This is a genomic window from Sulfitobacter sp. 1A12157, assembly GCF_043557345.1.
Lineage (GTDB): Bacteria > Pseudomonadota > Alphaproteobacteria > Rhodobacterales > Rhodobacteraceae > Sulfitobacter.
The window spans coordinates 268,128-293,514 of the sequence record NZ_JBIFFV010000003.1 but is presented as its reverse complement, the minus strand read 5'-3'; the positions used below and the strand labels follow the sequence as shown (position 1 = coordinate 293,514).

The following is a 25,387-nucleotide window of genomic DNA, read 5'->3' as shown; positions in this document are numbered from 1 at the left end:
ATGCCCCGTAGGCCGATCTTTCTGGAAAAACGCGGCTACCGTCAGCGGCGGATGATGGATGCGGTGCGCCTGCTGCCGTTTCTGGGGTTGATGCTGTGGATGGTGCCGCTGCTCTGGCCCGTGCCAGCGGACAGCCCGGACCCCACGGCACCGACCATCCCGATGAGCGTGGCGCTGCGCTATCTCTTTGGGGTTTGGGCGCTGCTGATCTTGGGGACATGGGCGCTTTGGCGGCGGACGCGGGATGTGGTCTCGGGTGAGGATGCAGCGCAGCCGGACGGGCCGCGCTGATGGTGTCGCTCAACCAGTTGGTGGCGGTCTGCCTGATGTATGTGGCGGGGCTGTTCATCGTGGCCTTCGCCGCCGAACGCGCGGCGCTGCGCGGGCAGGGCGGCTGGCTGCTGCGCTCGCCACTGGTTTATACCCTGTCGCTGTCGATCTATTGCACCGCTTGGACCTTTTACGGCGCGGTGGGATATGCGGCGCGCTCGGGGCTGGAATATGTGACCATCTACCTCGGCCCTTCGCTGGTGATGATCGGCTGGTGGTGGGGGCTGCGGCGTTTGGTGCGGATCGGGCGAAGCCATCGCGTCACCTCGATTGCGGACCTGATTTCATCGCGCTACGGCAAGTACAACACGCTGGCGATCGTCGTGACGGTCATGGCCGTGATCGGTGTGACGCCCTATATCGCGCTGCAATTGCAATCGGTTATCCTGTCGCTGTCGATCTTCGCGGCCGCCGACGTGCCGCTGGCCGAGGCAGGGGGCGATGTGATCAACCGGGGGCAGGCGGCGCTTTGGGTCGCAGCGGGGCTGACGCTCTTTACCGTGCTTTTCGGCACTCGGAACCTGACCGTAAACGAACGGCATCACGGCGTGGTCATCGCCATCGCGGTGGAGGCGGTGGTCAAGCTCTTGGCGCTGGTGGCGGTGGGGGTCTACGTCATCTGGGGGCTGGCCGGCGGCTTGGGCGAGACTTTGGCCCGGATAGACGCCTCCGCCATCGGCCAATGGGAGGTGCAGGGCAGCCGTTGGGCCGCGTTGACCGTGCTTTCGGGGGCCGCGCTTTTGTGCCTGCCGCGCATGTTCCAAGTCATGGTTGTCGAGAACGACGACGAGCGGCAGTTGCAAATCGCAAGCTGGGCCTTCCCCCTTTACCTCATGCTGATGAGCCTTTTCGTCGTGCCCATCGCGGTGGTGGGGCTGGACCTGATGCCCGAAGGCGCGAACCCCGATCTTTTCGTGCTGAGCCTGCCGCTCAGCCAAGGGCAAAACGGACTGGCGATGCTGTCTTTCTTGGGCGGTTTCTCTTCGGCGACCTCGATGGTGATCGTCGCCACGCTGGCGCTCTCGACCATGGTCAGCAACCATATTGTCATGCCGATCTGGTTGGCCCTGCGCCGCGATGGTGCGACGCAGTCGGGGGATGTGCGCAATATCGTCATCCTTGCGCGGCGGCTGTCGATCTTCTGCGTGGTGGGCTTGGGTTATCTCTATTATCGCGCCTCGGGCGGCAGCGGGGCGCTGGCAGCGATCGGCACGATCTCTTTCGGTGGGGTGGCGCAGTTTCTGCCCGCGATGCTGGGCGGGGTGCTCTGGCGCGGGGCCACGCGGACCGGCGCGCTTTGCGGGCTGGGCACGGGCTTTGTGCTTTGGGTTTTTACCATGTTGCTGCCGAGTTTCGGCCCGGATGTGGCCCTGTCGACCGCGACTTTGGAGCAGGGGCTTTGGGGCCTCGCTTGGCTGCGGCCCGAGGCGCTTTTCGGACTGCCGGGGATCGACCCGACGGTGCATGCGGTGGTCTGGAGCCTCGCGCTCAACGCGCTGGTTTTCGTGGTCGTGTCTCTCTTTAGCTTCCCCACACCGTTGGAGCGGCTTCAGGGCGCGCAATTCGTCAATGTCTTTGACCATTCCGGCCCGGCGCGGGGGTGGACGGCCTCGGTCGCGGGCAGCGAAGACCTGATGATCATGGCGCAGCGTATCTTGGGCGCAACGGAGGCGCAGGCTTTTTTCACCCGTGAGGCCGAGCGGCAAGGGCAGGGGCAGCGTCTGCCGGAGCCCACGCCGCGATTCGTGCAGGCGCTGGAGCGGGAGTTGGCGGCCTCTGTCGGGGCGGCCACGGCCCATGCAATGGTGGCGCAGATCGTCGGCGGAGCCTCGGTCTCGGTCCAAGACCTTTTGGCCGTGGCCGACGAATCCGCGCAGATGCTGGAGTATTCCAGCCAGTTGGAGGCCAAGTCCCGCGAGTTGACCGAGACGGCGGCGCAGCTGCGCGCGGCGAATGAGAAGCTGACGCAGCTGTCGCTGCAAAAAGACAGTTTCCTCAGCCAGATCAGCCATGAATTGCGCACGCCGATGACCTCGATCCGCTCGTTTTCCGAGATCCTGCGCGATGCGCCCGGTCTCACGGACGCCGACAAGAACCGCTATGCCACGATTATCCATAGCGAGACGATCCGCCTGACGCGGCTATTGGATGACCTGTTGGACCTCTCGGTGCTGGAGAACGGGCAGGTGACGCTGAACCAGCGCGAGGGCAACCTGCGTGATCTGCTGGATCTGGCGGTGACCACGGCGCAGGCGGGGGCCACGCGGCCGCTCAAAGTGCTGCGTGATCCGCAGGCCGAGGATATCGTGCTGACCAGCGATCTCGACCGGCTGGTGCAGGTCTTTATCAACCTCGTCACCAACGCCCGTAAATACTGCGCCGCCGATCACCCACAATTGGTGATCACCCCGCGGGTGACGGCGCAGGGGCTGGTGATTGATTTTGTCGACAACGGCCATGGGATCGACGCAGGGTCAGAGGCGCTGATTTTCGAGAAGTTCTCGCGCATCACGGGGGAGGGCGATGGCGCGGGGCTTGGCCTTGCCATCTGCCGTGAGATCATGTGCCGCTTGGGCGGAGAGATCAGCTTCCTGCGCGATGTGCCCGGCACGGCCTTCCGGGTGCAACTGCCCGCCCGTGCCTTGACCGCAGCGGCGTAAAATACCGGCCCCCGATGGGACCGGCAGAGACCTCAGGTATAGCTTTGCCCCAGCATGGGGCGCATGTTTTCAAGGTCATACCCGCCCTGACGCGCCGCTTCGATGATCGCGTCGCTGTCCATCGCACCGGCTTGGCCCAAGGCCCAAGCGATGGTGGAGCGGGTGCCCGAGGCGCAATAGGCCAGCACGGTGTCATCGGTCTCCACGCCAAGGGCGCGGTTCTGGGCGATGACATCGGGGGTCATGGTCTGATGGGTCAGCGGCTGTTCGGCAAAGGCAATCCCTGCGGCCTCGGCCGCGTCGCGCATGGCGGCGGCCTGATGGCTGGGCGGCACTTCCGCGTCGGGGCGGTTGCACAGGATGCGGGTGATGCCTTGGGCGCGCAGGCTTTCCATGTCACCGGGCTCGATCTGCGGGGCGACGAAATAGCGGGGGGTGATTTGGCGAATATCCATGGGCCGATTTAAGCAGATGCAGCGGCCCTGTCCAGCACCGCCGAAGCGGGCCGTTCAAACCTGCCGATCAGCCCAGCGAAATCCCGAGGATCACCAGCATCAGGCCGATGACAGAGAGAAACAGCGCGCCCATGTTCAGCGGCACGACCTTGCGCAGCACCACGCGCATCTCCTCATCGTCGAGCTGCGCGCGTTTTGCACGGCTCACCTTGATGATGCACCAGCCCAGACCGAGCAATCCCAAGAGGGACAGACCCGCACCGCCCCAGACCATGAGATCGAAAATAGATGTGTTTGCGCTTTCCATGGGGCCAGAGCTACGCCAAACCGCCAAGGGGGGCAAGTCCCGCTTGCGGGCTAGGCGTGCAGCCTGTAGTCAAACCCGCCAGAGCCAGCCATTCCGTGAGGACTTCCCATGAGCGATACCAGCACCAATCCCGATGTCGTCGAATCCCAGGGCGACGCGACCTACCGGGTCACCGCCAATGAGCTGCGCCAGTTCGTCGAGCGGATCGAGCGTTTGGACGCCGAGAAGAAAGACCTTGCCGAACAGCAAAAAGAGGTGATGGCCGAAGCGAAATCGCGCGGCTACGACACCAAGGTGCTGCGCAAGGTGATCGCCTTGCGCAAGCGCGACAAGGACGACATCGCCGAAGAAGAAGCGGTGATGGAGATGTACAAGGAAGCCTTGGGCATGTGAGCGCCCTGCCGCAGCGGACCTGAATTTTCCGCGCGGCCTTGAACGCCTGCGGCCCATCCCCATCTGCATCGGGCGTCTGCGCGGTCTCCGCGGCGCCCGATGGTCTGAGGCCGGTGAGATTTTTCCCGTGAACATTCTATTTGTCCTTGGTGGTCTGCTGGGGCTCGTGCTCGGTGGTGAGTATCTGGTGCGCGGCGCGGTGGCGCTGGCGCAGAGGGTGGGCTTGTCGCCCTTGGTGATCGGGCTGACGGTCGTGGGCTTTGGCACCTCGGCACCTGAATTGGTGACCTCGGTTCAGGCGGCTTTGCTGGGTGCGCCGGACATCGCGCTTGGCAATGTCGTGGGATCGAACATCGCGAATATCCTGCTGATTCTCGGCCTTGCGGCGGTGATCGCCCCGGTGGCCATCTCTGGGCGTAGTTTCGCGCGGGACGGGACGGTCATGCTGGCGGCGAGCCTGCTGTGCCTCGGCGCCGTGCTGCTGGGGCAGGTGGATCGGCTTGCGGGGGGTGTCGCCCTCATGTGGCTGGCGGCCTATCTGATTTACACCTTTCGCAGCGACCGAAGCGCGGCGGAGGCGATGGCGCCGCTGCCGGATCAAGCGCCGTTTTGGCGGGCGCTCGTCTGGCTGCTTGGGGGGCTTTTGCTGACCATTCTTTCGGCGCGCTTTCTCGTCACCGGGGCCGTGGCGCTTGCGCAGGCCGTGGGGCTGTCGGAGGCGGTGATCGGGTTGACCATCGTGGCCGTGGGCACCTCCATGCCGGAATTGGTCACGTCCATCATCGCCGCACGGCGCGGGCAGAGCGATGTGGCATTGGGCAATGTCGTCGGCTCCAACATTTTCAACATCCTCGGCGTGCTGGGCATCACCGCGCTGATCCAGCCGGTGGGGGTGGGCGCGCAGATCGCCACGCTCGACATCTGGGTGATGCTGGGCGCCACCGTGGCGCTGATCGCCTGCGCCTTTGGCGGGCGGCTTTCACGCGGGCAGGGGGCGCTCTTTGCGCTGGCCTATGTGGCCTATGTCGCCGTGCTTTTGGTCTAGCCCGGCACTGGGTTGTCCGGCGGGGCTGGGGGCGAATTCTGCGGATGTGGCGCGATGGGCCGCGGACCCCCTTGCGCAGGCGGTTCAACACCCATAGAAGGACACAAATTTTCGCCCGCGCCCCCGCCGCGCGGCCTTACCCTATGGAGCACACATGCAGGTCAACGAGACGCTGAACGAAGGTCTGAAACGCGGTTACAACATCACCGTCACCGCCGATGAGCTTGAAGCCAAGGTCAACGAGAAGCTGGCCGAAGCGCAGCCCGAAGTCGAGATGAAGGGCTTCCGCAAGGGCAAGGTGCCGATGGCGCTGCTGAAAAAGCAGTTTGGCCAGCGGATCATGGGTGAAGCGATGCAGGAAAGCATCGACGGCGCCATGAACGAGCATTTCGAGAAGACCGGTGACCGCCCCGCGATGCAGCCCGAGGTCAAGATGACCAATGAGGACTGGAAAGAAGGCGATGATGTCGAAGTCTCTATGTCCTACGAAAAGCTGCCTGAGATTCCCGAAGTTGATCTGAGCAAGATCGAACTGGAAAAGATGGTGGTCAAAGCTGACGATGCGGCTGTCGAAGAAGCGCTGGCGAGCCTTGCCGAGACCGCGCAGGACTTCAAAGCCCGCGAAGAGGGTGCCAAGGCGGAAGATGGCGATCAGGTTGTGATCGACTTCAAAGGCTCCGTCGACGGCGAAGAATTCGAAGGCGGTGCGGCGGAAGATTACCCGCTGGTGCTGGGCTCCAACTCCTTCATCCCCGGTTTCGAAGAGCAGCTGGTTGGCGTGAAAGCGGGCGAAGAGAAATCTGTCGTCGTCAACTTCCCCGAAGAGTATCAGGCCGCGCATCTGGCCGGTAAGGAAGCGACCTTCGCTTGCACCGTGAAAGAAGTGAAAGAGCCCGTCGCCGCTGAAGTGAACGACGAGATGGCCAAGAAATTTGGTGCCGAGGATCTCGAAGCGCTGAAAGGTCAGATCGCTGAGCGTCTGGAAGCGGAATATGCCGGTGCATCGCGTGCCGTGATGAAGCGTAACCTGCTGGACGCGCTCGACAAAGAGGTCAGCTTCGACCTGCCGCCGTCGCTGGTCGACGCCGAAGCCAAGCAGATCGCGCATCAGCTGTGGCACGAGGAAAACCCCGACGTTCAGGGCCATGACCACCCCGAGATCGAGCCCACAGACGAGCACAAGACATTGGCCGAGCGCCGCGTCCGTCTGGGCCTGCTGCTGGCCGAGCTGGGCCAGAAAGCCGACGTTCAGGTGACCGACGCCGAGATGACCCAAGCGATCATGAACCAGGCGCGTCAGTACCCGGGTCAGGAGCGCCAGTTCTTTGAATTCGTGCAGCAGAACCAGCAGATGCAGCAGCAGATGCGCGCGCCGATCTTCGAGGACAAGGTTGTCGATCACGTGGTCGAACAGGCCAAGGTGACCGAGAAAGAAATCTCGAAAGAAGAGCTTCAGAAAGCTGTTGAAGAGCTGGAAGACGAGTAAGTCTTACCAGATCGGAATTTGGGGCAGGGGCGACGGGCAACCGTCGCCCCTGTTTCCTTTGGACCGCACGATAAGCGTGACCTTTGCCTGCCACGCTGGATGGGCTTGAAGGATTACCGAACCTACTGCCGACGGCCCGCCCGGGGGCACCCCGGGCATCGCCCTCCCTCCCCCCCCGGAGGGCGATTTTGCGAGGTCTCGGTTGAGTGCGGCATTGGTGGAGGCGGCGCCGATCCGTCGAACTCAAACGCGGCAACGCCCCCCGAGGGAGGGCGCTGCCCTTTGTGGCAGTGTCAGATGCTGATACGTATCGGGGATGTCACAAAGTAATCCGGAACTGCGCGAAACCGTCTTCCGTGTCGCCTACCTGTTCCATCTCTACGCCGGTCACCTCATCGACGTATTCCGCCGCCTTCGGCCCTGTTTCGAACAATACGCTCGTCCCCTCCAACGGCGAGAAACGCCAGTTGCCATCTGCGCGGGGGCTGATGGTGCCTTTCTCGACGATATAGCGCACGATGACATCGCGGTTGGTGTCTGGCCCCTCGAACACGATGGTATCGCCCATGGCACCGGGGAAGGCACCGCCGCCGCTGGCGCGGTAGTTGTTGGTGGCGATGATGAATTCGGCCTTCGGATCAACGGGTTTGCCTTCGAACTCAAGGTTCACGATCCGGCTCGCCTCAGGGTTTGCCACGGTGCCCTTGGGGCCGAATTTGGAAGGCTGGCTAAGGTCGATCTGATAGCTCACCCCGTCGATCACGTCGAAATTATAGCTGGGGAACTCCGGGTTCAGCAGTGGTTGGTTGGCCTTGCCGGGGGTGATCTGGTTGAACATGCCAGCAGAGCGTTCGAGCCAATCCTTCACCTGCGCCCCGGTCACGCGCACCGCGCGGGCGGTGTTGGGGTAGAGGTAGAGGTCGGCAACATTCTTGATCGCCACATCGCCTTTGGGCACATCAGTATAATACTCCGACCCGCCACGGCCACCGGCCTTGAAGGGGGCGGCGGCAGAGAGGATCGGCAGCCCCTCATGCGCGGTGCCCTTGAGCATCTGTTCGATATACCAGCGCTGCGCGTTTGAGACGACCTGCACCGAAGGATCATCCGCCACCAGTGCGAAATAGCTGTGCAGATTGGCATCTGTCTTGCCCACGGCGCGGCGGACATAGGCCAGCGTCTCGTCATGGTCCTGCTGGACGGAGGCGAGCACCTCGGCATCGCTTTCCACCAGCGGCATCACTGAGCGGTCTTCGTTGCGCTGCGAAATGGCGCGGGCCTCGGCGCTGTGGCTGGCGATGCGCCAGCCGCTGCCGTCACGTTCAAGCATCAGGTCGATCAGGCCGAGGTGGCTGCCCCAGAATCCGCCCATGGTGGCGGGCTTGCCGTGGATCGTGCCCTCGCTAACGTCCACGCCCGGATAGTCCGCATAGCTGCCCGAGGGGAAGACGAGGTGGCTGTGCCCGGTCATGATGGCGTCGATCCCTTCCACAGCGGCGAGGGGGACAGAGGCGTTTTCCATCATATCCTCTTCCTTGGCCGCACCGATGCCCGAGTGGGACAGGGCAATGATGATGTCCGCGCCTGCCTCTTTCATCTGCGGCACCCATGCGCGGGCAGCCTCAAGGATATCGCGGGCCTGCACCTTGCCTTCGAGGTGGCGGCGGTCCCAACTCATGATCTGGGGCGGGACAAAGCCGATGATGCCGATCTTGATGGGATGCGTCTCGCCCGCGCCATCGGTCAGCATACGGTCCAGCAAGACATAGGGTTTGACCAGCGTCTGGTCGTCGCTTGGCTTGGCGCCGATCTTTTTGACGACATTGGCGCTGACCACGGGGAATTCGGCCCCGGCGAGGGATTTCATCAGAAAGTCGAGCCCGTAATTGAACTCGTGATTGCCCAGGGTCGAGGCGTCATAGCCAAGCGTGTTCATCGCTTGGATCACCGGATGCATATCGCCCTCTTTCATGCCGCGCTCATAGGCGATGTAATCGCCCATCGGATTGCCCTGCAAAAAGTCGCCATTGTCGAGCATCAGCGTATTGGTCGCCTCGGCGCGGATCGACTTGACGATGCTCGCGGTGCGGGCAAGGCCCACGGTGTCGACATCCTTGTCGGCGTAATAGTCGTAAGGAAAGACATGCACATGCAGGTCCGTCGTCTCCATCAACCGCAGATGGGCTTGATTGGCCGCGGCGCGGAGAGAGAAGGGGTGCAGGGCCAGCAATCCGGCAGTGCCGGCGAGGAAGTGACGGCGGTTGAGGCGGAGGGTCATGCGGCGTTCCTTCTGTCGTGGTCAACACCTACCTGAGGCGAAGCGAGAGGCCGCGCAAGCCCGAAAATTAATCACCCGTCCCGTAGGCCGGTTTCCACAAGCATGCCGCGGCGCTTGGCCTCGTAATAGTAACCGCGGGCGTACCATTTGATGGCGGTGCCATGGTCACCGTCCGACAGGAGCCAGGCGCCGCGCAGGTATTTTAGCGCGTATTTCAGATTGGTATCGGCATCCAAAAGATCGGAAGGCTGGCCCTGAAATCCCATCGACCGCGCGGTGGCGGGCAGGATTTGCAGCAGCCCATAATAGGGGCCGTTTCGGGCGCGGGGATTGTGGGTGCTTTCGCGGATGGCCAGACGGTGAACCAAGGGGCGCGGCAGCTCATAGAAGTCGGCCCAGTGGTTGATCTTGCGCCGCAGTTCGGGCGTTTCATTCGGGTGCAGCGGCAGGGCGGGGCGCTGCGGCGGCGCGGGAGAGACATCGGGCGCGGCACTGCACGCGGTGATCGTGCTGGCGGCGATGAACGAAAGGAACATGCGGCGTGTGGTCTGAGGCATGATGCACCGGAGGCTTGTTATATCCGGCGCGAAGATCACCCCATGGGGGCAATCGGGCAAGGGTGCAGGCGCAGGATACGCGGCCCCTTGCCCAAGCTTCGAGGCGTCAGGCGCGGCTTTCCGCCACGCTTAAACGTCGGCGACGATTTCGCCTTTCATTTCGCCGGTCATGCGGCTTTGATCTTCGCGCTTTACCGAACGGCGGACCTCGTCGATCTTGAGTTCGGCGGCGTCGCGCGTGGCCCTGTCGGGCCATTCGGTGATCACGGCACTGGTCCGCTCAGAGGTGCGGACCACGGTGATGCGGTTGGCGCCAAAACCCTTGAGGGCGGGCAGGCGCTTTTCTTCGATGGCGCGCAGGGCCAGGTCGTAATCCGCCCCGTCGGTGAGTTCCCAAGTGGTGATGGTGATGTAACGCATGTGTCATCCTCCATGCTGAATGGAGGTATCATAGCATAAATCGCGCTGTTTTTGCAGGGCTTTGCGTCAGAGGCGCAGGCCGGGCGGTTCTCGCTCCGTCACAAAAGAAAACGCCGCGCGGGGACCGCGCGGCGTTTCATGTCAGATCGGACAGGCCGGATCAGCTGTTGCTGTCGTCCTGTGCGTCGCCCTCGGGGGTGCGCACCACGTCCGAGTCGCCGTCTTCGTCAGCGGCGGAGCCGATGTCGTCGAAGAGTTCGGAGATCTCGAATTCAGCGGCGGCTTCCTCTTCGGCGGCCAGTTCCTGAATCGATTTGCCCGATGCCTGAAGCTCGGCCTCTTCGGGCGAACGGGCAACGTTCAGCTCGATCGTGGCGTCGACTTCAGGGTGCAGGATGATGCGCACGTCGTGCACGCCCAGTTCCTTGATCGGGTTGCCTAGAACGACCTGTTTGCGGTCGATCGAGAAACCTTCGGCGGTCGCGGCTTCGGCGGCGTCACGGGTGGTGACGGAGCCGTAGAGCGCGCCGGCGTCGGAAGCGGAGCGAATCACGACGAACTGCTGACCGTTCAGCTTCTCGGCGAGTTTCTCGGCTTCTTTCTTGGTCTCGAGGTTCTGTGCTTCGAGCTGGGCTTTCTGGCCTTCAAAGGCTTCGACGTTGGCCTTGGAGGCCGACAGCGCCTTGCCCTGCGGCAGCAGGTAGTTGCGGGCATAGCCGGGCTTTACGTCCACGACTTCGCCCATCTGGCCCAGTTTGGCCACACGTTCCAGAAGGATAACTTGCATGTGCTCTCTCCTTACTTGACGGCGTAGGGCAGCAGGGCGAGGAAACGGGCGCGTTTGATGGCACGGGCCAGCTCGCGTTGTTTCTTGGCCGATACGGCGGTGATGCGGGAAGGAACGATCTTGCCACGCTCAGAGATGTAGCGTTGCAGCAGACGTGTGTCCTTGTAGTCGATCGCAGGTGCGTTGTCGCCCGAGAAGGGGCAGACTTTGCGACGGCGGAAAAATGGTTTTGCAGCCATGGTTTATGTCCTCTTCTTCAAGCTGGCGATCAACGGCGCTCGCGACGGTTGTCGCGTTCGTCACGTTTCTGCATCTGCACGGAGGGCAGTTCCTTGTGCTCGTCGACCTTGATGGTCAGGACGCGCATCACGTCATCATGCAGACGCATCAGGCGTTCCATTTCCTGCACGGCGGTCGCGGGTGCGTCCGAACGCAGGAAGGCATAGTGGCCCTTGCGGTTCTTGTTGATCTTGTAGGCCATCGTCTTGACGCCCCAGTACTCGCTGTCGACGAGCTTGCCGTCGTTGTCCGCGAGGACGGTGCCAAAGTGTTCGATGAGGCCTTCTGCTTGCGTGTTGGACAGGTCCTGACGCGCAATCATAACATGCTCATAAAGCGGCATGTGCACTCCTATTTGTATCAAGGCGCATTTCATAGGCGGGGCGGTCATCCTTGCTCCCCACCACGAGAGTCTGCGCGGTTCATATGCTGTGCAAGGAAGCGCCCGTATACACGGTTTCCCGGCTACGGCAACCCCTTGGTGGGGCCGCGTGGGCCGGGACGGGCTTGCCCTTGCGGCATGGGACGCGATACATCGGGTGAAACCGCTAATAAGAGGCTGCAACCATGAGCATCGCATTCGTTTTCCCCGGGCAGGGCGCCCAGACCATCGGCATGGGCCGCGATCTGGCCGAAGCCTACCCCGAGGCCCGCGCCGTTTTCGACGAGGTCGATGCGGCCTTGGGCGAGAAGCTGTCGGAGCTGATCTGGGAGGGCGACATCGAGACGCTGACCCTGACCGAAAACGCCCAGCCCGCGCTGATGGCGACCTCGATGGCTGCCATGGCCGCGCTGAAGGCTGAGGGTGTGACCGTTGAGAAAGCCGCTTTCGTGGCCGGTCACAGCCTCGGCGAATATTCCGCGCTCTGTGCCGCAGGTGCCCTGTCACTGGCCGACACCGCGCGGCTGCTGCGGATCCGCGGCAAGGCCATGCAGGCCGCGGTGCCGGTGGGCGAGGGCGCCATGGCGGCGATTCTCGGCCTTGGCATCGAAGAGACCGAGAAACTGGCCGAAGCCGCTGCCGAGGGCGCGGTCTGTCAGGTCGCCAATGAAAACGACCCGAGCCAGAACGTGCTCTCGGGCGAGAAGGCCGCGGTCGAACGCGCCGTCGCCATGGCCAAGGACGCCGGGGCCAAGCGCGCGCTGCTGCTGCCCGTCTCCGCCCCTTTCCATTGCCCACTGATGGGGCCGGCTGCGGAAGAAATGGCGAAAGCACTTGGCGAGGTGACCTTCAACGACCCCGTCGTGCCGCTGGTGGCCAATGTCACCGCCGAGGCGGTTTCGGACGCCGCCCGCATCCGCGAGTTGCTGGTCGAGCAGGTCACGGGCCCGGTGCGCTGGCGTTCCTCCGTCGAATGGATGGCGGCTCAAGGCGTGACCGAGGCTTGGGAGATCGGCGCGGGCAAGGCGCTTTCGGGCATGATCCGACGCATCGACAAGAGTCTCGCCACCCGCAGCATCGGCACGCCGGATGAGGTAAAAGCCGCTTCTGACGTCTGAGGCATAGAATAAGCGGCATTTCCGCCGCATCGGGGCCTCGCGCCCTTTAAGGGAATAAAGGAAGAGACATGTTCGATCTTACAGGAAAGAATGCCCTGATCACCGGCGCTTCGGGCGGCATTGGCGCGGATATCGCGCGCAAGCTGCACGCCCAAGGCGCCGCCGTTGGTCTGTCGGGCACGCGGACCGAACCGCTTGAGGCGCTAAAGGCCGAGTTGGGCGAACGCGCCCATGTGCTGCCGTGTAACCTGAGCGATATGGAGGCCGTCGACGCGCTGCCGAAACAGGCGGCGGAGGCCATGGGTTCGGTCGATATTCTGGTGAACAACGCGGGCATCACCCGCGACAATCTTTTCATGCGCATGTCGGATGACGAGTGGAATTCGGTGCTGAACGTGAACCTCACCGCGACCTTCAAGCTCTGCAAAGGGGTGATGCGCGGCATGATGAAGGCGCGTTGGGGCCGGATCATCAATATCTCCAGCGTGGTGGGCGCCACAGGCAACCCCGGTCAGGCGAATTACGCGGCCTCGAAGGCGGGTGTCGTGGGCATGTCCAAGTCGCTGGCCTATGAGGTGGCAAGCCGCGGGATCACCGTGAACGCCGTGGCGCCGGGGTTCATCACCACCGCCATGACCGACAAGCTGACGGATGAGCAAAAGTCTGGAATCATGGGGCAAATTCCCGCAGGCCGCATGGGCGACCCGGATGAGATCGCCGCCGCCGTGGTCTATCTTTCCAGCGCCGAGGCCGCTTATGTGACAGGGACCACCTTGCATGTGAACGGCGGTATGGCCATGTTGTGACCCTGCGCCTCAATAGCGTTTGCCAAGCCCGGCGCATGTGCTAAAGGGGGCGCAGAATCGAAACGGAGGGTGCTTGATCACCCCCTGCGCCTTGTGCGAACAAGGAAATAGCCGCCCCTTTTGGGGCATCCTCCAAACGCTGATCATCGGCGGGCGGAAACCAAAAGGGGCCTTGAATGGCCCGAAGACATGAGGACTTATTATGAGCGACGTCGCAGACCGCGTGAAAAAGATCGTTGTAGAACACCTGAGCGTGGAAGAGGACAAAGTGACTGAGAATGCGTCGTTCATCGACGATCTCGGCGCAGACAGCCTCGACACCGTGGAACTGGTGATGGCGTTCGAAGAAGAGTTCGGCATCGAGATCCCCGATGACGCGGCTGAGAACATCCAGACCGTTGGCGATGCGGTCAAGTTCATCAAAGAAGCCTCCTAAGGCTTTGCCGGGCGACCGGCGGATTTGAGTTTTGAAAACGGCGTTGTTCCTAGCGGAATGACGCCGTTTTTATTTGTCTGGACGGGGTGGGCTTGTCCCTTGGAGGCGGAGGCCGCATGTCTGCGCCAAGAAGTCTCAAGCGTGAAGGCAATTCACCCCATGTCCCGCACGATCCCGACCATCAACACCGCCAGACTGACCCTGCGCGCCATGCGCGCCGAGGACTTTCAGCGCTATGCCGAGATTTGGGCGATGCCCGATGTGGCGGACCGGATCCTCGACCAACCTCGGCCCAAGGGGCAGTCATGGGACGCTTTTCTGCGCAACGCGGGCCATTGGCAGATCACGGGATTTGGGCAGTGGGCGGTGCAGCTCCATCGCCAGCGCGAGATGTTGGGCCAGACCGGTTTCGTCTTTGGCACCCGCAATTTCGGTGAGGATTTCGACACTTATCCCGAAGCGCGGCTGGTCTTGGCCCCTCAGGCGCAGGACCAGCGGCTGGGAGCCGAGGCCGCCCGCGCCGCGCATGAGTGGTTTGATCGGGTGATCACGGGCCGGACGGTTTGCGTGATCTCTGCGGGGAACGAGGCCGCTTTGCGGATCGCGGGGGCGCTTGGCTATCAGGCGCTGCGCGACGTGACAACGGCAGGCGGCGCGGTGCATCTGATGACCCGGCGCGGCCCGCCGGACTGAGCCCCAATCGGGCGGCGGCCCCTGAGATCTGACCCATCGGCGTTTTTGCGCTTTGCCTGCGGACCCCTGCCGATATGCTTGTGCCTACAGGCTTTTGCAGGGTAAGAGGTTCGCCGAGACATTATCGGCAAGGGGCACTGAGATGCGCAGAGTTGTAGTAACGGGTTTGGGTTTGGTTACCCCGCTCGCGGACGGCGTGGAAGAAAGCTGGAAACGGATCCTCGATGGGCAATCCGGGGCCGGGCCGATCACCGGCTTTGACGCCAGCAAACTGGTGACCCAATACGCTTGCGAAGTCCCTTTGGGTGACGGCAGCGATGGCACCTTCGATGCCAATAAATACATGGAGCCGAAAGAACAGCGCAAGGTCGATACCTTCATCCTCTTCGGCATGGCGGCCGCCCAGCAGGCGGTTGAAGATTCGGGCTGGATGCCGACCGAACAGGAAGATCAGGAGCGCACCGGCGTTCTGATTGGCTCGGGCATCGGGGGGTTGAACTCCATCGCCAATACTGCCGTGATGATGCACGAAAAAGGCCCGCGCCGGGTCAGCCCCTTCTTCGTACCGGGCGCGCTGATCAACCTGATCTCGGGTCAGGTGTCGATCCGCTATGGTTTCAAGGGGCCGAACCACTCGGTCGTGACCGCCTGCTCGACCGGCGCGCATGCCATCGGCGATGCGGCGCGGCTGATCAAATACGGTGATGCGGATGTGATGATCGCGGGCGGTGCCGAGGCGGCGATTTGCGAGATCGGCATGGCGGGCTTTAACGCCTGCAAGGCGCTGTCGACCAAACGCGGCGACGATCCGCAAAAGGCCAGCCGCCCCTATGACGTGGACCGCGACGGTTTCGTCATGGGCGAGGGCGCGGGCATCGTGGTGCTGGAAGAGTATGAACACGCCAAGGCGCGCGGTGCCAAAATCTATGCCGAGGTCTTGGGCTATGGCCTTTCGGGCGATGCGCATCACATCACCGCCCCTTCCGAGGATGGCGAGGGCGGCGAACGCTCCATGCGGGCTGCGCTGAAGAACGCGGGGCTGGAGCCTGCGGATGTGGATTACATCAACGCGCATGGCACCTCGACCATGGCCGACACGATTGAATTGGGCGCGGTCGAGCGTCTGATGGGCGATGCGGCGGGCAATGTGACCATGTCTTCGACCAAATCCGCCACCGGGCACCTTTTGGGCGCCGCGGGTGCGATCGAGGCGATCTTCTGCATGCTCGCGATCCGAGATCAGGTGGCGCCGCCGACGATCAACCTCGACAATCCGGCGGTGGAGACCAAGATCGATCTCGCGCCGAACAAGAAGGTCGAGCGCAAGATCGACGTGGCGCTTAGCAACTCCTTTGGGTTCGGCGGCACCAACGCTTCGGTTCTGTTCGGGAAAGTCAGCTAAATGTGGCGTCATATCGCCTCTAACGCCGTGACGTTTCTGTTGGTCGGCCTGTTTCTGCTTGGGGGGATCATCCTCTGGGGCAAGTCGGCCTATGTCTCGGAAGGGCCGTTGGAGCAGGCGATCTGTGTGCAGGTCGAGCGCGGCTCGAATATGCGGCAGGTGAGCCAGAACCTTGAGGAACAGGGCGCGGTTTCCTCGCCCGCGATCTTTCGCATTGGCGCGGATTATGAGGAGAAGTCGAGCAGCCTGAAAGCGGGCAGCTTTCTGGTGCAGCCCGGCACCTCGATGCAGGGGATCGTGGATATCGTGACCCAAGGCGGGGCCAGCACCTGCGGCACCGAGGTTGTTTATCGCGTGGGCGTGAACCGGGTGAGCGTGCAGGTTCGCGAGTTGGACCCGGTCACCAGCCGTTTCGTCGAACGCGCAGAGTTCACGCCGGGTGAGGAAGAGGCCCCTGAGGCATATTCCGAAATCTCCAGCAAGAACGACACGCGGTTTCGTGTGGCATTGGCCGAAGGTGTGACCAGCTGGCAAGTTGTCGAAGCGCTCAAGCAGGTCGAGCAATTGACTGGCGAGGTTGAGGAGCTTCCGGCCGAGGGCAGCCTCGCGCCCGATAGCTATGAGGTGCGCCCGGGCGACGACCGCGCCGAGGTGATCGCACGAATGGCCGCAGCGCAAGAGGTGCTCTTGGCCGAAGCCTTTGAGGCGCGCGACCCCGATCTGCCGATCGAGACGCCCGAAGAACTGTTGATCCTTGCGTCGATCATCGAAAAGGAAACCGGTGTCGCTGCCGAACGTGAGCAGGTGGCGAGCGTTTTCGTGAACCGTTTGAACCAAGGGATGCGGCTTCAGACCGACCCCACGGTGATCTACGGGGTAACCGAGGGCAAGGGCGTGCTGGGCCGGGGACTGCGGCGCTCGGAACTGCGGGCAGAGACGCCGTGGAACACCTATGTGATCGACGGTCTGCCGCCCACCCCCATCGCCAACCCGGGCCGGGCGAGCCTGATGGCGGCGGCGCAACCGGCGGAGACGGATTTCGTTTTCTTCGTGGCGGATGGCACCGGGGGGCACGCTTTTGCGGAAACCTTGGACGAGCATAACCGCAATGTCGCACGCTGGCGCGAGATCGAGGCGGAGCGCGGCGCGGAAGCGGCGGGCAATGCCTCAACGGGCGGAAACTGAGAGATTTGAAAACCCCGCTGGAGACAGCGGGGTTTTTATTGCCCGGGTACTTTACCGAACGGCGCTGTAAGGTCTTGTTAACACAGTTTTTCTTGACTTTGCGCACGGTCTGACGTAGGGCTTGTGGCACGCTAGAGGACATGGGCGAACGGCCCCGGGGGGACCCGGTGGTCGTTTTTTTGTGTCTGCTCGGTTGGGGATAACCAACAAGAGGTAAAGCGATGACGATCATTACCCCGGAGCAAGAGACGGAAGACAGCGCGGAAATCCTGCGCGGTCTCCAAGAAGCAATCGGCGCGTTGCGCCGGGAAATCGAAGGCCTGACGGAACAGGCCCGGTCCGGGGGGGAACTCAAGGAAACTGCGGTGTCTGGCAAAACGTCCAAAGTGGCGGGATTGCTGGCGCATTGCCTGAAAGCGGAGAACACGCTGAATGACTGTCGAAACCGACAAGCTGGAATCGCGCGCGGGGGCTATGCCCTCGACATGGACAAAGCGCGGGCTGACATCGGGTGCAAGCTGGATCGCCTGCGCCGATGCTCAGACCCAGGCGCAGTTTCTGAATGACCTCGGTGAGGGAGAGCTTCTGGCTCTCCCTTTTTTGTTCGAGTTCTGGGCGCTTGACCACCAATTGCCGCCCAAGGGCGATTGGCGGACATGGGTGATCATGGGCGGGCGCGGCGCGGGCAAGACGCGGGCCGGGGCGGAATGGGTGCGCAGCAAGGTTGAGGGGAGCCGACCGCTTGACCCCGGTGCGTGTAGTCGCGTGGCGCTGGTGGGCGAGACCATCGAGCAGGTGCGTGAGGTGATGATCTTTGGCGACAGCGGCATTCTGGCCTGTAGCCCGCCGGATCGGCGGCCCGATTGGGAGGCGACGCGCAAGCGGTTGGTCTGGCCGAATGGGGCGATTGCTACGGTGCATACGGCGCATGACCCTGAAGGGCTGCGCGGCCCGCAGTTTGATGCGGCTTGGGTGGATGAATTGGCGAAGTGGAAACGCGGGCAGGAGGCTTGGGACCAGTTGCAGTTTGCGCTGCGCTTGGGGGAGCGGCCTCAGGTCTGTGTCACCACGACGCCGCGCAATGTGGATGTGTTGAAAGCGCTTTTGGCCGCGCCTTCGACGGTGACGACCCATGCGCCGACAGAGGCGAATGCGGCCAATCTGGCGGGGTCGTTTCTTGAGGAAGTACGGGCGCGCTACCGCGGGACGCGGTTGGGGCGGCAGGAGTTGGATGGCGTGCTCTTGGCGGACGCAGAGGGGGCGCTCTGGACCTCGGGCTTGTTGGAAGCGGGGCGCCTGCGAGAGGCACCGGAGTTGGACCGCATTGTGGTGGGCCTCGACCCGGCGACGACCAGCGGGGCGGGGTCGGATGAGTGCGGCATCCTGGTGGTGGGCGCACAGACCAAGGGGCCGCCGCAGGATTGGCGGGCGGTGGTGCTCGCTGATTGCACGGTGCAGGGGGCCACGCCCAATGGCTGGGCGCAGGCGGCGATTGCGGCGATGACGCGCTATGGGGCGGATCGCTTGGTGGCCGAGGTCAATCAGGGTGGGCAGTTGGTCGGCGAGGTCTTGCGACAGGTCGATCCGCTGGTCTCGCTCAAGACCGTGCATGCGGCGCGGGGCAAGGTGGCGCGGGCAGAGCCAGTGGCCGCGCTTTATGAGCAGGGCCGGGTGAGCCATTTGCCGGGGCTCGATGCGCTGGAGGATCAGATGTGTCTGATGACGGCGCGGGGGTACGAGGGCAAGGGCAGCCCGGACCGCGTCGATGCGTTGGTTTGGGCGCTGCATGAGCTGATGATCGAACCTGCTGCGCAGTGGCGCAGCCCGGGGGTGCGAAGCCTGTGAGCGGGCCGTTGCGCGGGGCAGCGCACGGTGGGTTTCTCCAGCGTTAAGAGATTTCAGGGACAGTCTGACAACGCCGGGCAATGCGGGGCAGGTCTTCGCCGCCGGGGCCGGGCAGAATGAGGAGCGACGACATGGTATTCGATTTTCTACGGCGGGGCGCGGCGGGTGAGACAGCGGAGCGCAAGGCATCTGCCACGGGGCCGGTCGTCGCCTATCAGACCTCGGGTCGTGTCGCCTGGAGCCCGCGCGATAGCGTAAGCCTGACGCGCGCCGGGTTCTGCGGCAATCCGGTGGGGTTCCGCTCGGTCAAGCTGATTGCCGAGGCTGCGGCGGCGCTGCCGCTGGTCGTGCAGGACAGCGCACGGCGCTATGATGAACACCCGCTGATCGAGCTGATGCGCCGCCCGAATGCGGGTCAAGGCCGGGCGGAAATGCTCGAGGCGCTCTATGGGCAGATGCTTTTGAGCGGCGATGGCTATGTCGAAGCCGTGGGCGGTGAGAGCGGTTTGCCGGTAGAACTGCATGTGCTGCGCTCGGACCGGATGAGCGTGGTGCCGGGGGCGGATGGCTGGCCTGTCGCCTATGAGTATGCGGTGGGCGGGCGCAAGCACCGTTTTGATGCGAGCGGTGCGGCGACGCCGGTTTGTCATATCCGCAACTTTCACCCGCAGGACGATCACTACGGGTTCAGCCCCATGCAGGCGGCGGCCATGGCGATGGATGTGCATAACGCGGCGAGCCGGTGGTCGAAAGCGCTGTTGGACAATGCCGCGCGGCCCTCTGGTGCGATCGTCTATCGCGGGGCCGAGGGGCAGGGCAAGCTGAGCGAGGACCAGTATGACCGGCTGGTGAGTGAGATGGAGAGCCATCATCAGGGCGCGCGCAATGCCGGGCGGCCGATGCTGCTGGAGGGCGGGCTCGACTGGAAGCCGATGGGCTTTTCGCCCTCGGACATGGAGTTTCAAAAGACCAAGGAGAGTGCGGCACGGGAGATCGCGCTGGCCTTTGGTGTGCCGCCGATGCTGATCGGCGTGCAGGGCGATGCGACTTACGCGAATTATCAAGAGGCGCATCGGGCTTTCTATCGGCTGACGGTGCTGCCCTTGGCGACACGGGTGACGGCAGCATTGGCGGAGTGGCTGAGCGGGTATCTGGGGGCGGCGGTGATGGTGAAGCCGGACCTTGACCAAGTGCCTGCATTGGCGGCGGAGCGCGATGCGCAATGGGCGCGGGTCTCTGCTGCGGCGTTTCTGAGCGATGCCGAGAAGCGCAGCCTGTTGGGGCTTCCGGCGGTGGCCGATGATGCCTGAGCTGCGTGAGATCGAGCGTTTCGAATGCGCGCCGGGGTTGCGGCTTCAGGCGCATGAGACGCTCAGCGCGGTGCACCGCGAGAACATGCAAAAGCGGCTCGACCGGATCGAGCAGATGATGGAGCGGTTGGAGCGGCGGCTGTGGCTTACGGTCTACGGCGTGGTGGCGGTGATCTTGGCGCAGGCGATGCAATCCTTTCTGGCGGTGGCGCCGTAGTGGGCTGAACGAGGGAAAAACGATGACGTATCAATTGGATGCCTCTGGCGGCTGGCCGGAGAACGGGGAAGCTGTGCCTGTGGGAAGCGGGTTGGAGCATAAATTTGCCCGTTTCGGCAGCGTGACGCCGGTGGAGGATGGGCTGGAGATCAGCGGCTATGCCAGCCTCTTTGGCGCGGTTGATCAGGGCGGCGATGTGGTCGAAGCGGGGGCCTATGCCGCGAGCCTTGCGGCGGTCGCGAAGGCGGGCCGCAGCGTCAAGATGCTGTGGCAGCATGACCCGGCCCAGCCCATCGGCGTTTGGGACGAGGTGCGCGAGGATGGCCGGGGTCTTTGGGTCAAGGGGCGTATCCTCAGCACTGTGGCCAAGGGTCGAGAAGCGGCGGCGCTGATTGAGGCGGGGGCCATCGACGGGCTCAGCATCGGCTACCGGACCGTTAAGGCGGGCAAGACCACCAAGGGGCAGCGGCTGCTCTCGGAGCTGGAGCTTTGGGAGGTGTCTTTGGTGACCTTCCCGATGCTGCCGTTAGCGCGGGTCGCGGCCAAGGGAGAGTTCAGGGCCGTGGGCCATGTCCTGCGCGAGATGGCGGCGGCCTTTGATGCCGCGCGGGCCGAGATGGCGCGGGCTGTGCCTGAGTTTGACTGAGCAAGATCAGAGGGAAAGCGATGACCAAGAGTGAGATGAGCACAAAGGCGGGCAAAGACCTGTCCCCGGCAGAGGAAGTGCGGCAGGCCGTGAGCGGTTTTGTCAGTGACTTCAACGGCTTTCGGGCCGAAATCAATACGAAACTTCAACAATCAGAAGAGCGAATTGCCATGATGGACCGCAAGATGACCCTGCCTGCCCGCAGCCCTTTGGGGGGCGCGATCGATCACGATGCGCCGCATAAGAAAGCCTTTGACGCCTATCTGCGCAACGGCGACGACGACGGGCTGCGCGGGCTGGAACTGGACGGCAAATCGATGTCGACGGCGGTTAATTTGGATGGTGGCTATCTGGTGGATCCCCAGACGGCAGACCGGGTGCAATCTGTGCTGAACGCAGGCGCGTCGATCCGCGCGATTGCCTCGGTGGTGCAGGTGGAGGCCACGTCTTATGACGTGCTGGTCGATCACGCCGATGTGGGCGCTGGTTGGGCGACCGAGAGCGGCGCGCAGGCCGAGACGGACACGCCCCAAATCGACCGGATCACCGTGCCGCTGCATGAGCTGAGCGCGCTGCCTAAGGCGAGCCAGCGTCTGCTGGATGACAGCGCCTTTGATATCGAAGGTTGGCTGGCGGGGCGTATCGCCGACAAATTCGCACGGGCCGAGGCCGCGGCCTTTGTCAGCGGTGACGGGATCGACAAGCCCACCGGTTTTTTGACCCATCCGGCGGTCGATAACGACGTCTGGAGCTGGGGCAATCTGGGTTATGTTCCCAGCGGCACCAATGCCAACCCCGAGGCCGATGCGATTATCGAATTGGTGTACGCCCTTGGCGCGGCCTACCGCAAGAACGCGGTCTTCGTGATGAACTCCAAGACCACGGCCAAGGTGCGCAAGTTGAAAGACACCGACGGGCGGTTCCTGTCGTCGGACGGGTTGGCGGCGGGGGAGCCTGCGCGGCTCATGGGCTATCCGGTGCTGGTGGCCGAGGACATGCCCGATCCGGCGACCGATGCGATGGCCATCGCCTTTGGCGACTTCTCGGCAGGCTACACCGTGGCCGAGCGCCCCGATCTGCGGATCCTGCGCGATCCGTTCAGTGCCAAGCCGCATGTGCTTTTCTATGCCACCAAACGTGTCGGCGGCGACGTGAGCGATTTCGCGGCGATCAAGCTGATGAAATTCGGCCTGGCGTAAGCTGGTGCCGAAGCCGGGGCCGGGGCAACTTGGCCCCGGTCCGGACGTGCGCCTGCAAGGTTGCGTTGTCTAGCTGCTCCCCTCCGACCGAGCAATGCAACCGGTGCGCGTCCGGGATTAACCGCATGGCCCCAAGGGGCGCGGGAGCGATTTTTGGAGACGTTCGATGATGTTGATCGAAGAGACAAATGTGCCGGATGCGGTCTTGCCGGTTGAGGCCTTCAGAATGCATCTGCGCCTTGGCACCGGCTTTGCGCAGGACGGCCTTCAAGACCCGGTGTTGCGCAGTTTCCTGCGCGCGGCGATGGCGGCGGTGGAGGCGCGGACGGGCAAGGTGCTTATCGTTCGGCGTTTTGCCCTGTCGCTGACCTTCTGGCGCGATGCGGCGGCGCAGGTCTTGCCCGTGGCACCGGTGCAAGAGATCGCGCGGGTGGCGCTGGTGGCGCGAGACGGGGTGGAAACGTCGGTGAACCCCGAGCGCTACTGGCTGGAGCGCGATGCCCAAGCGCCGCGTTTGCGCGCCAGCACCGCGGCCCTGCCGCGCATCCCGAGCGCCGGAGCCGCTCTGATCAATTTCGACGCGGGCATGGCCGCCGATTGGAGTGGATTGCCCGATGATCTGGCCCAAGCGGTGATGCTGCTGGCGGCGCATTACTATGAATACCGCGACGATACGGCGCTTGGCGAAGGGTGCATGCCCTTTGGCGTCAGCAGCCTGATCGAACGCCACCGCCGGGTGCGCCTCGGCTTTGGGGGAACGGCATGAGCCGCCCGCAGTTGAACCGGCCCCTTATATTGGAAGCGCCGCAGCGCGTGAGCGATGGCGCGGGGGGGCATCGCGAAGTCTGGCAGCCCTTGGGCACCCTCTGGGCCGAGCTGCGCGCGCGCACGGGGCGGGAGACCGCGCAGGGCGGTGTGGCCGTCAGCCGGATGGGGGTCAAGATCACAGTGCGTGCGGCGCCGGAGGGCACCCCGCAGCGACCGACCCCCGCGCAGCGGTTTCGCGAGGGCACGCGGGTTTTCGTGATCCGGGCCGTGGCCGAGAGCGATGCGGGCGGGCGGTATCTGATCTGCTTTGCCGACGAAGAGGTGGCGGTATGACCTACGCGCTTTCAGGGGCTTTGCAAGCGGCGGTTTATGATCTGTTGCAGGGTGATCCAGGGCTCACCGCGTTGATCGGTGACGCGGTCTATGACGCGGTGCCGGGGGGGAGCTTGCCCGAGACCTACGTTCTGCTTGGGCAGGAGATGGCGAAGGATGCGTCAGACCCTGAGGGCGCGGGCGCGGAGCATCGCCTGACCCTGTCTGTCGTCACCAGCGCGCCGGGGTTCAGCACGGCGAAGGGCTGCGCGGCGGTGATCTCGGACCTGTTGCATGGGGCGGAGCCGGCGCTCGGCCGGGGGCGTGTGGTGGATATGGCTTTTCTCAAAGCTGCGGCGCGGCGGATTGACGGGGCCTCGGCCCGGCGGATCGACCTGCAATTCCGCGCCCGGGTCGCGGACGCATAAGACTTTAGATTTCAGATTGGTGCGAGGAGACAGTGATGGCAGTTCAAGCGGGCAAAGACCTATTGGTCAAAGTGGATATGACCAGCGATGGGCAGTTCGAGACGATCGCCGGGCTCAGGGCCAAACGGGTGAGTTTCAACGCTGAGACGGTGGATGTGACCTCGCTCGATTCAAGTGGCGGTTGGCGGGAGTTGCTGGCGGGTGCGGGTGTCCGCTCAGCCGCGATCAGCGGGTCGGGAGTATTTCGCGATGCGGGCACGGACGAACGGGCGCGGCAGTTGTTCTTCAACGGGCTGACGCCGGATTTTCAGGTAATCATTCCGGATTTCGGCGTGGTGCAGGGGCCGTTTCAGGTCTCCGCTTTGGAATACGCGGGGTCGCTGAATGGGGAGGCCACCTTTGAGCTTAGCCTGCAATCGGCGGGGGAGCTGATCTTTACCCCCGATGTGGTGGTGTGAGCATGACCAACCCGTGGCGCGGCGAGGTGAGCATCGTGATTGATGGTGAACGTCATGAGGCACGGCTGACCCTTGGGGCTTTGGCCGAGTTAGAGATGGCGTTGCAGTCCGACAGCCTTGTCGCGCTGGTCGAGCGGTTTGAAGGCAATCGTTTTTCGAGCCGGGATGTCTTGGCGCTGCTGCTGGCCGGGCTGCGCGGCGGCGGGGCGCAGATGGATGCCGCGACGCTTGAGCACGCGCAGATCGAGGGTGGGCCGATGGCGGCGGCACGGGCCGCGGCGGAATTGCTGGCGCGGGCCTTTACGGTGCAGGCATGAGCCCGGCACGCGGCTTTGACTGGTCCGCGTTGCTGCGGGTGGGGCTGTCGCGATTGGGGCTGCTGCCGGACCAATTCTGGGCGCTGACGCCGGCGGAGTTGCAGTTGATGCTGGGGCCGAAGTCCGGCCCCGCGCCGCTGCTGAGCGACGGTCTCGCCGCGCTGATGGCGGCCTATCCAGATGAGACGAAAGGGGCCGGTGATGGCTGACTTTGACGATTTCGAGAACCTTGAGAGCCGCGCCGAGGGGTTGAATGAGACGTTGGCGCAGACCAGCGGCTTGGTGGCCGGGTTCGATGGTGAGCTAAGGCGGATGCGCGGCGCGCTTGCCGCGACGGGCAAAGACGTGGCGACCCTTGAGAAGGGGCTGAGCCGTGGGTTGCGGCGGGCCTTCGACGGGGTGGTCTTTGACGGGGCCAAACTCTCGGACGCGCTGAGCGACTTGGCGCAGTCGATGATCCGCACGACCTACAATGCCGCGATGCGCCCGGTGACGGACCATTTCGGCGGGCTGATCAGCGAGGGTGTGGGCAGCATCGTGGAGGGGATATTGCCCTTCGCCGATGGCGCGCCTTTCTCGCAAGGTAAGGTCATGCCCTTCGCGCAGGGCGGTGTGGTGACCTCGGCCACGGCCTTTCCCATGCGCGGCGGCACGGGGCTGATGGGGGAGGCCGGGCCGGAGGCGATCATGCCCTTGGCGCGGGGGGCGGATGGCAAGCTGGGCGTGCGCGGCATGGGCGGCGGCGCGACGACCGTCGTGATGAATATCACCAGCCCCGATGTGCAGGGGTTTCAGCGCAGCCAAAGCCAGATTGCCGCACAGTTGAGCCGTGCCCTCAGCACCGGCAACCGCAACCGATAGGCCACGC

The 25,387-nt window shown here is 63.8% G+C and carries 32 protein-coding genes; 24 read left to right on the top strand and 8 right to left on the bottom strand.

Annotation, left to right across the window (positions count from 1 at the left end; genetic code table 11):
• Both ACGYLC_RS08060 and ACGYLC_RS08055 read left to right on the top strand, forming a co-directional pair.
• Entirely contained in the window at window positions 1-291 is a 291-nt protein-coding gene (locus tag ACGYLC_RS08060) for a hypothetical protein (protein ID WP_394422484.1), read from the top strand.
• Complete coding sequence (locus ACGYLC_RS08055) at window positions 291-2,990, top strand: ATP-binding protein (RefSeq protein WP_394422483.1); 2,700 nt, start codon at window positions 291-293, stop codon at window positions 2,988-2,990. The genes ACGYLC_RS08060 and ACGYLC_RS08055 overlap by 1 nt, the downstream gene beginning before the upstream one ends.
• A gap of 32 nt (window positions 2,991-3,022) precedes the next feature.
• Here ACGYLC_RS08055 and ACGYLC_RS08050 read toward each other — a convergent pair whose 3' ends face one another.
• A complete protein-coding gene (locus ACGYLC_RS08050) occupies window positions 3,023-3,445 on the bottom strand; it encodes a TIGR01244 family sulfur transferase (RefSeq protein ID WP_394400837.1) in 423 nt (140 codons plus the stop codon).
• A 67-nt stretch (window positions 3,446-3,512) separates the two neighbouring features.
• Complete coding sequence (locus tag ACGYLC_RS08045; RefSeq protein ID WP_168612596.1) at window positions 3,513-3,752, bottom strand: hypothetical protein; 240 nt, start codon at window positions 3,750-3,752, stop codon at window positions 3,513-3,515.
• A 108-nt stretch (window positions 3,753-3,860) separates the two neighbouring features.
• Here ACGYLC_RS08045 and ACGYLC_RS08040 point away from each other — a divergent pair, with 108 nt between their 5' ends.
• From ACGYLC_RS08040 to tig, 3 genes are all read left to right on the top strand, one after another.
• Window positions 3,861-4,145 (top strand): DUF2312 domain-containing protein, encoded by a 285-nt coding sequence (locus tag ACGYLC_RS08040; RefSeq protein ID WP_067261835.1) that lies wholly within the window; start codon window positions 3,861-3,863, stop codon window positions 4,143-4,145.
• A gap of 127 nt (window positions 4,146-4,272) precedes the next feature.
• A complete protein-coding gene (locus ACGYLC_RS08035) occupies window positions 4,273-5,190 on the top strand; it encodes a calcium/sodium antiporter (protein WP_394422482.1) in 918 nt (305 codons plus the stop codon).
• A gap of 154 nt (window positions 5,191-5,344) precedes the next feature.
• Window positions 5,345-6,676 carry a trigger factor gene (gene tig / locus ACGYLC_RS08030; RefSeq protein WP_394422481.1) on the top strand — a complete coding sequence of 444 codons (1,332 nt, stop codon included), beginning with the start codon at window positions 5,345-5,347 and terminating at the stop codon, window positions 6,674-6,676.
• Window positions 6,677-6,995: 319 nt separating this feature from the next.
• Here tig and ACGYLC_RS08025 read toward each other — a convergent pair whose 3' ends face one another.
• The 6 genes from ACGYLC_RS08025 to rpsF form a co-directional block, all read right to left on the bottom strand.
• A complete protein-coding gene (locus ACGYLC_RS08025; protein WP_394422479.1) occupies window positions 6,996-8,954 on the bottom strand; it encodes a bifunctional 2',3'-cyclic-nucleotide 2'-phosphodiesterase/3'-nucleotidase in 1,959 nt (652 codons plus the stop codon).
• Between the two features lie 71 nt (window positions 8,955-9,025).
• Window positions 9,026-9,511 carry a transglycosylase SLT domain-containing protein gene (locus tag ACGYLC_RS08020; protein ID WP_394400849.1) on the bottom strand — a complete coding sequence of 162 codons (486 nt, stop codon included), beginning with the start codon at window positions 9,509-9,511 and terminating at the stop codon, window positions 9,026-9,028.
• A gap of 129 nt (window positions 9,512-9,640) precedes the next feature.
• Window positions 9,641-9,931: a hypothetical protein gene (locus ACGYLC_RS08015; protein ID WP_394422477.1), complete on the bottom strand. Its 291-nt coding sequence runs from the start codon at window positions 9,929-9,931 to the stop codon at window positions 9,641-9,643.
• Between the two features lie 160 nt (window positions 9,932-10,091).
• Window positions 10,092-10,718 (bottom strand): 50S ribosomal protein L9, encoded by a 627-nt coding sequence (gene rplI / locus ACGYLC_RS08010; protein ID WP_067261846.1) that lies wholly within the window; start codon window positions 10,716-10,718, stop codon window positions 10,092-10,094.
• A gap of 11 nt (window positions 10,719-10,729) precedes the next feature.
• Window positions 10,730-10,957, bottom strand: coding sequence for a 30S ribosomal protein S18 (gene rpsR, locus ACGYLC_RS08005; protein ID WP_005852865.1), 228 nt, complete (start codon window positions 10,955-10,957; stop codon window positions 10,730-10,732).
• 29 nt (window positions 10,958-10,986) lie between these two features.
• Window positions 10,987-11,340 (bottom strand): 30S ribosomal protein S6, encoded by a 354-nt coding sequence (gene rpsF, locus ACGYLC_RS08000; RefSeq protein ID WP_067261847.1) that lies wholly within the window; start codon window positions 11,338-11,340, stop codon window positions 10,987-10,989.
• A gap of 224 nt (window positions 11,341-11,564) precedes the next feature.
• On the opposite strand from rpsF, the gene fabD reads away from it, so the two are divergent.
• The 19 genes from fabD to ACGYLC_RS07905 all read left to right on the top strand — a co-directional run bounded on the left by fabD (window position 11,565) and on the right by ACGYLC_RS07905 (window position 25,380).
• Window positions 11,565-12,497, top strand: coding sequence for an ACP S-malonyltransferase (fabD, locus tag ACGYLC_RS07995; protein WP_394422475.1), 933 nt, complete (start codon window positions 11,565-11,567; stop codon window positions 12,495-12,497).
• Between the two features lie 68 nt (window positions 12,498-12,565).
• Window positions 12,566-13,303, top strand: a complete 738-nt coding sequence (gene fabG / locus ACGYLC_RS07990; RefSeq protein WP_394400856.1) for a 3-oxoacyl-[acyl-carrier-protein] reductase — start codon at window positions 12,566-12,568, stop codon at window positions 13,301-13,303.
• 202 nt (window positions 13,304-13,505) lie between these two features.
• Window positions 13,506-13,739 (top strand): acyl carrier protein, encoded by a 234-nt coding sequence (locus ACGYLC_RS07985; protein ID WP_067261852.1) that lies wholly within the window; start codon window positions 13,506-13,508, stop codon window positions 13,737-13,739.
• A gap of 159 nt (window positions 13,740-13,898) precedes the next feature.
• Entirely contained in the window at window positions 13,899-14,432 is a 534-nt protein-coding gene (locus ACGYLC_RS07980) for a GNAT family N-acetyltransferase (RefSeq protein ID WP_394422473.1), read from the top strand.
• A 142-nt stretch (window positions 14,433-14,574) separates the two neighbouring features.
• Complete coding sequence (gene fabF / locus ACGYLC_RS07975; protein WP_394400861.1) at window positions 14,575-15,834, top strand: beta-ketoacyl-ACP synthase II; 1,260 nt, start codon at window positions 14,575-14,577, stop codon at window positions 15,832-15,834.
• Window positions 15,835-17,019, top strand: coding sequence for an endolytic transglycosylase MltG (gene mltG, locus ACGYLC_RS07970; RefSeq protein WP_394400863.1), 1,185 nt, complete (start codon window positions 15,835-15,837; stop codon window positions 17,017-17,019).
• Between the two features lie 221 nt (window positions 17,020-17,240).
• Window positions 17,241-17,585: a hypothetical protein gene (locus ACGYLC_RS07965; protein WP_067261859.1), complete on the top strand. Its 345-nt coding sequence runs from the start codon at window positions 17,241-17,243 to the stop codon at window positions 17,583-17,585.
• Window positions 17,494-18,864: a DNA-packaging protein gene (locus ACGYLC_RS07960; RefSeq protein ID WP_394422580.1), complete on the top strand. Its 1,371-nt coding sequence runs from the start codon at window positions 17,494-17,496 to the stop codon at window positions 18,862-18,864. Before ACGYLC_RS07965 ends, ACGYLC_RS07960 begins: the two co-directional genes overlap by 92 nt.
• Before the next feature lie 131 nt (window positions 18,865-18,995).
• Window positions 18,996-20,174 (top strand): phage portal protein, encoded by a 1,179-nt coding sequence (locus tag ACGYLC_RS07955; RefSeq protein ID WP_394422472.1) that lies wholly within the window; start codon window positions 18,996-18,998, stop codon window positions 20,172-20,174.
• Window positions 20,164-20,391, top strand: coding sequence for a hypothetical protein (locus ACGYLC_RS07950; RefSeq protein ID WP_394400868.1), 228 nt, complete (start codon window positions 20,164-20,166; stop codon window positions 20,389-20,391). Before ACGYLC_RS07955 ends, ACGYLC_RS07950 begins: the two co-directional genes overlap by 11 nt.
• 22 nt (window positions 20,392-20,413) lie before the next feature.
• Complete coding sequence (locus ACGYLC_RS07945) at window positions 20,414-21,037, top strand: HK97 family phage prohead protease (RefSeq protein WP_394422471.1); 624 nt, start codon at window positions 20,414-20,416, stop codon at window positions 21,035-21,037.
• Between the two features lie 20 nt (window positions 21,038-21,057).
• On the top strand, window positions 21,058-22,236 hold the full coding sequence (locus ACGYLC_RS07940; protein WP_394422469.1) for a phage major capsid protein: 1,179 nt from the start codon (window positions 21,058-21,060) through the stop codon (window positions 22,234-22,236).
• A 166-nt stretch (window positions 22,237-22,402) separates the two neighbouring features.
• The gene (locus tag ACGYLC_RS07935) at window positions 22,403-23,002 is read left to right on the top strand and encodes a head-tail connector protein (protein ID WP_394400875.1); all 600 of its coding nucleotides are present in this window, start codon (window positions 22,403-22,405) and stop codon (window positions 23,000-23,002) included.
• Window positions 22,999-23,337, top strand: coding sequence for a head-tail adaptor protein (locus ACGYLC_RS07930; RefSeq protein WP_394400878.1), 339 nt, complete (start codon window positions 22,999-23,001; stop codon window positions 23,335-23,337). Before ACGYLC_RS07935 ends, ACGYLC_RS07930 begins: the two co-directional genes overlap by 4 nt.
• Window positions 23,334-23,744 carry a DUF3168 domain-containing protein gene (locus tag ACGYLC_RS07925; RefSeq protein ID WP_394422468.1) on the top strand — a complete coding sequence of 137 codons (411 nt, stop codon included), beginning with the start codon at window positions 23,334-23,336 and terminating at the stop codon, window positions 23,742-23,744. Before ACGYLC_RS07930 ends, ACGYLC_RS07925 begins: the two co-directional genes overlap by 4 nt.
• A 35-nt stretch (window positions 23,745-23,779) precedes the next feature.
• A complete protein-coding gene (locus ACGYLC_RS07920; RefSeq protein WP_067263135.1) occupies window positions 23,780-24,202 on the top strand; it encodes a phage major tail protein, TP901-1 family in 423 nt (140 codons plus the stop codon).
• A gap of 2 nt (window positions 24,203-24,204) precedes the next feature.
• On the top strand, window positions 24,205-24,519 hold the full coding sequence (locus tag ACGYLC_RS07915; RefSeq protein ID WP_394422467.1) for a gene transfer agent family protein: 315 nt from the start codon (window positions 24,205-24,207) through the stop codon (window positions 24,517-24,519).
• Entirely contained in the window at window positions 24,516-24,728 is a 213-nt protein-coding gene (locus ACGYLC_RS07910; RefSeq protein WP_394422466.1) for a rcc01693 family protein, read from the top strand. Before ACGYLC_RS07915 ends, ACGYLC_RS07910 begins: the two co-directional genes overlap by 4 nt.
• A complete protein-coding gene (locus ACGYLC_RS07905; protein WP_394422465.1) occupies window positions 24,721-25,380 on the top strand; it encodes a phage tail tape measure protein in 660 nt (219 codons plus the stop codon). Before ACGYLC_RS07910 ends, ACGYLC_RS07905 begins: the two co-directional genes overlap by 8 nt.
• The last annotated feature ends 7 nt before the right edge of the window (window positions 25,381-25,387 follow it).

Coding starts and splice junctions, on each gene's coding strand:
- fabF (WP_394400861.1), top strand. CDS start 14,575: ATGCGCAGAGTTGTAGTAACGGGTTTGGGTTTGGTTACCCCGCTCGCG.
- ACGYLC_RS08050 (WP_394400837.1), bottom strand. CDS start 3,445: ATGGATATTCGCCAAATCACCCCCCGCTATTTCGTCGCCCCGCAGATC.
- ACGYLC_RS07940 (WP_394422469.1), top strand. CDS start 21,058: ATGACCAAGAGTGAGATGAGCACAAAGGCGGGCAAAGACCTGTCCCCG.
- rplI (WP_067261846.1), bottom strand. CDS start 10,718: ATGCAAGTTATCCTTCTGGAACGTGTGGCCAAACTGGGCCAGATGGGC.
- ACGYLC_RS07960 (WP_394422580.1), top strand. CDS start 17,494: ATGCCCTCGACATGGACAAAGCGCGGGCTGACATCGGGTGCAAGCTGG.
- ACGYLC_RS08025 (WP_394422479.1), bottom strand. CDS start 8,954: ATGACCCTCCGCCTCAACCGCCGTCACTTCCTCGCCGGCACTGCCGGA.
- ACGYLC_RS07905 (WP_394422465.1), top strand. CDS start 24,721: ATGGCTGACTTTGACGATTTCGAGAACCTTGAGAGCCGCGCCGAGGGG.
- fabG (WP_394400856.1), top strand. CDS start 12,566: ATGTTCGATCTTACAGGAAAGAATGCCCTGATCACCGGCGCTTCGGGC.
- ACGYLC_RS07910 (WP_394422466.1), top strand. CDS start 24,516: ATGAGCCCGGCACGCGGCTTTGACTGGTCCGCGTTGCTGCGGGTGGGG.
- ACGYLC_RS08015 (WP_394422477.1), bottom strand. CDS start 9,931: ATGCGTTACATCACCATCACCACTTGGGAACTCACCGACGGGGCGGAT.
- ACGYLC_RS07980 (WP_394422473.1), top strand. CDS start 13,899: ATGTCCCGCACGATCCCGACCATCAACACCGCCAGACTGACCCTGCGC.
- ACGYLC_RS08040 (WP_067261835.1), top strand. CDS start 3,861: ATGAGCGATACCAGCACCAATCCCGATGTCGTCGAATCCCAGGGCGAC.
- ACGYLC_RS07950 (WP_394400868.1), top strand. CDS start 20,164: ATGATGCCTGAGCTGCGTGAGATCGAGCGTTTCGAATGCGCGCCGGGG.
- ACGYLC_RS07935 (WP_394400875.1), top strand. CDS start 22,403: ATGATGTTGATCGAAGAGACAAATGTGCCGGATGCGGTCTTGCCGGTT.
- ACGYLC_RS08060 (WP_394422484.1), top strand. CDS start 1: ATGCCCCGTAGGCCGATCTTTCTGGAAAAACGCGGCTACCGTCAGCGG.
- ACGYLC_RS07985 (WP_067261852.1), top strand. CDS start 13,506: ATGAGCGACGTCGCAGACCGCGTGAAAAAGATCGTTGTAGAACACCTG.
- ACGYLC_RS08045 (WP_168612596.1), bottom strand. CDS start 3,752: ATGGAAAGCGCAAACACATCTATTTTCGATCTCATGGTCTGGGGCGGT.
- mltG (WP_394400863.1), top strand. CDS start 15,835: ATGTGGCGTCATATCGCCTCTAACGCCGTGACGTTTCTGTTGGTCGGC.
- ACGYLC_RS08055 (WP_394422483.1), top strand. CDS start 291: ATGGTGTCGCTCAACCAGTTGGTGGCGGTCTGCCTGATGTATGTGGCG.
- ACGYLC_RS07945 (WP_394422471.1), top strand. CDS start 20,414: ATGACGTATCAATTGGATGCCTCTGGCGGCTGGCCGGAGAACGGGGAA.
- ACGYLC_RS07965 (WP_067261859.1), top strand. CDS start 17,241: ATGACGATCATTACCCCGGAGCAAGAGACGGAAGACAGCGCGGAAATC.
- ACGYLC_RS07930 (WP_394400878.1), top strand. CDS start 22,999: ATGAGCCGCCCGCAGTTGAACCGGCCCCTTATATTGGAAGCGCCGCAG.
- ACGYLC_RS07925 (WP_394422468.1), top strand. CDS start 23,334: ATGACCTACGCGCTTTCAGGGGCTTTGCAAGCGGCGGTTTATGATCTG.
- tig (WP_394422481.1), top strand. CDS start 5,345: ATGCAGGTCAACGAGACGCTGAACGAAGGTCTGAAACGCGGTTACAAC.
- ACGYLC_RS07955 (WP_394422472.1), top strand. CDS start 18,996: ATGGTATTCGATTTTCTACGGCGGGGCGCGGCGGGTGAGACAGCGGAG.
- rpsF (WP_067261847.1), bottom strand. CDS start 11,340: ATGCCGCTTTATGAGCATGTTATGATTGCGCGTCAGGACCTGTCCAAC.
- ACGYLC_RS08020 (WP_394400849.1), bottom strand. CDS start 9,511: ATGCCTCAGACCACACGCCGCATGTTCCTTTCGTTCATCGCCGCCAGC.
- ACGYLC_RS07920 (WP_067263135.1), top strand. CDS start 23,780: ATGGCAGTTCAAGCGGGCAAAGACCTATTGGTCAAAGTGGATATGACC.
- fabD (WP_394422475.1), top strand. CDS start 11,565: ATGAGCATCGCATTCGTTTTCCCCGGGCAGGGCGCCCAGACCATCGGC.
- rpsR (WP_005852865.1), bottom strand. CDS start 10,957: ATGGCTGCAAAACCATTTTTCCGCCGTCGCAAAGTCTGCCCCTTCTCG.
- ACGYLC_RS07915 (WP_394422467.1), top strand. CDS start 24,205: ATGACCAACCCGTGGCGCGGCGAGGTGAGCATCGTGATTGATGGTGAA.